This is a genomic window from Salipiger marinus (genome assembly GCF_900100085.1).
GTDB classification, from domain to species: Bacteria; Pseudomonadota; Alphaproteobacteria; order Rhodobacterales; family Rhodobacteraceae; genus Salipiger; species Salipiger marinus.
This window is the reverse complement of record NZ_FNEJ01000077.1, coordinates 1-2,781: the sequence shown is the minus strand read 5'-3', so window position 1 is coordinate 2,781 and position 2,781 is coordinate 1. Positions and strand designations below refer to the sequence as shown.

The 2,781-nt window shown below is 65.6% G+C and carries 3 protein-coding genes; all 3 read right to left on the bottom strand.

Annotation, left to right across the window (positions count from 1 at the left end):
* Window positions 1-21: 21 nt before the first annotated feature.
* Complete coding sequence (locus BLR51_RS26845; protein WP_089852592.1) at window positions 22-1,137, bottom strand: tyrosine-type recombinase/integrase; 1,116 nt, start codon at window positions 1,135-1,137, stop codon at window positions 22-24.
* Window positions 1,138-1,696: 559 nt separating this feature from the next.
* A complete protein-coding gene (locus tag BLR51_RS26835) occupies window positions 1,697-1,936 on the bottom strand; it encodes a hypothetical protein (RefSeq protein WP_089852590.1) in 240 nt (79 codons plus the stop codon).
* A gap of 235 nt (window positions 1,937-2,171) precedes the next feature.
* A complete protein-coding gene (locus BLR51_RS26830) occupies window positions 2,172-2,576 on the bottom strand; it encodes a hypothetical protein (protein ID WP_089852589.1) in 405 nt (134 codons plus the stop codon).
* Window positions 2,577-2,781: the final 205 nt, after the last annotated feature.

The window sequence follows — 2,781 nt, the reverse complement described above, 5'->3', positions numbered from 1 at the left end:
CTGTCGGGTGCACCACTTCCCCTAACGGCCCTTGATTTCCTTGGATAATTCGACCGAGTTGGAACTTGGATCGGACCGAGTTGGAACTTCTGTTCCGGAAACGATCTTTCGCAGGTCTGCCGAGCGGCTGTATCTGGTGGCCTCCGCCTCGGTCTCGTGACCCAAGATCGCCATGCGCTGTTCGTTGGTTGCGCCGTTTTCCTTGAAGATCGCGGCCCGGTGTTTCCGGATCCCGTGCGCGCTCAGCTCGGCGAGCCCGGCGTCTGAGCAGGCGCGGCTGAACCATTGCGCCGCCGCCTTGTGGGACCGCGCCGCACCGCTGCGGGTGACCAGAAACGTCATGTGCCGGGGCGCCGCTGCCAGGCATTTTGCCAGATGGTCATCAGCCTCAAACCAGTCCGGCCCGGGCACGGTGAAGGGGCATGTCGCCTCGCTGCCGCTTTTCTTGCGCCGATAGGTCAGCCAGCCGTCGCGCACCATGCCGGGGCTGAGCTGGCAGGCATCGCCGATGCTGGCGCAGGTGCGGTGCATCAGCTCGAAAGCGAGCCGCTGCGCCGTGTCATGCGGCCAGTGGGCCCGGAACGCCGCCACATCCTCGCGCGACCATGCCTTGTGCCCGTCGGTCTGCGGTGCTGCCCGCTTGCGCACGTCGCGCGCCGGGTCGGCATCGATCAGCCCGGCATCGACGCACCAGCGCGAAAATCCGCGCCACACCTTCAGCCGGTTGTTGGCCGGGTGCGGCCCGAGGCGCGCCAAGTCCTGCCGGATGTGCCGGGACCGCAGATCGGCCAGCCGACCGCGCCCATAGAGGGATTCGATATCCTCGATCATCCGGCGCCACACGCCTCTGGTGGATTGCGCCAGCCCGAGGAAATGATCCGACACCAGATAGGCGCGCAGCGCGGCCCCGATGCTGCCGGTTGGGTGTGTCACGGTGGGCGGTGGCTTGCTGCCGTCATAGTCCCGCAGCATCGCGCTGTAGGCCTCCAGCCATTCCGGATGATGGGCGGGCAGATCGGGTAGGGCGCGGCCCTTCTGCCCCTTGGGGCGGAAGTAGAACCGCGGGTTGCCGCTGGGCCAGTCGCCGGACCGGTTCAGGTGCTTCAACTTGACGTTCCCCTGAACAGTTCGTCGCATGTGTTGCCCCCTTCGTCGTCGCCTCGGGACGATAGGGGGGCCGTGCCGGACCCGACAAGGATTCGCGCGCCGCCGTCGCGCGTGATCTCGACCGCGCCGATCTCCAGCCCGCAGTCCCGGGCTGCGAGGATCGCGTTACGGATGACAGCCTGTGACGGTCGCGCGCGCGCCATACTCAGCCCTCCTTGTTTACGATTTTCAGCAACACGCCCGCCTCAATGCAGAGCGTTGAACACGGAACGCTTTGAAATGCTCAGCGCGCCACGAGCGGCTGCAGTTAATCTGGATGCAGTCAGGACGTTGGTTCATGGCCCTTTAACCACCCTGTGATCTAAGGTGAGACGGTCCCAGGCACGGCCCACTAAACTTATCAAATCGTTGAACTTGCTGTCAGCTTGGAGCGGGCGGCACGTAAGCACATCATTTCTCTTCGGACGCTTGAGTGCTTGCCGCCCGCTAACATCGATTGTGAACCTGAGGAGGCCAAGCTGGCCCATCACCGCCTCGGGGTGCTCTGCGCGCGACGGGCGGGCGCGGGTCATCTGGATGCGGTGCGGGCTCATGCTTCCCATTCCCGTTCGTCCTCTTTCGCCCGTCCCCGCGCGGATGCAGCCCACAGCCAAAGGGGGTGACCGATGGCGAAGGCGACAATCGCAATCGCGCTTCCCAGGACGGGGTCTAGACCGAGATAGGCGAATGTGAATGCGCCGGAGATCACGCCGCAAAGCAAGGAAATGCAGAAGCACAAGAAGGTCAGGTTGCGGCGGATATCCTGCAGCATGATGCGGATCATGTTCATGCGGCACCTCCCTGTGCCGGCGCGCCGACCAGATGGTGCATGCAGTCCGGGGCCTTGCACGGACCTGGACCGGCGCATCGCGGGCATTCCATGCTCAGCCGCCCGCTGACGGCGCAGCGGCACGCCTTCACGCTGGGGGCGTGCACCACGTAGCAGAGGGGGCACTGCCATCCGGTCGGCGCATTGGGGCATTTGCAGTCGAATGGAGCGCAACGATGACAGAGCTTGGTGGAGGTCATTCCTGATCCCCCAGCCGATAGACTGTCCGCGAGGTTTTGCTGCGGATGGTCTCGGTGACTACGGCGATGCCGGCGGCCCGGATCTGGAACAGCGCGGTCGACCACATGCCGCGCGTGATGCCGGCGCGCCCGATCAGATCAACCCGGGTGCCGGGGCTGGCGCGCAGCGCCTCAAGGAGGCGGGCACCGGCAGAGCCTACGGCAAGCCCGTCAGCGTCGAGCGGTGGCGGTGCGGGCGGGGATGGCGGCAGCACGCGGCGATGGCCCTCTGCTGCTGCCATGGCGCTCCAGCGGGTTGCGAACTCGTCCTCCTCCAGTTTCTTGCCAGTGGGCGGTGTCGAAGGCTGGACGCGCCGCAGCAGGGGCTGGGCGCTGGTGTGGGTGCGGGGTGTCTGGATCATGCGTCACCACCTTCCTGCGCGCCGTGCTGGCGTAGAGAAGTGACCGGGCCGGACACTGCGGCCACCGGGGTGGGGACGCAGATAGTTATTTCTGACCTTGTTCCTGCGAGTCCGTCCCTTCCAAGGGGTCTAGAAGAATGCGTGCGTCGACTCCGAAATGTGCACAGATGCGACGGAGCTGCGCTTCGCGCGGCCACGTGTTCTC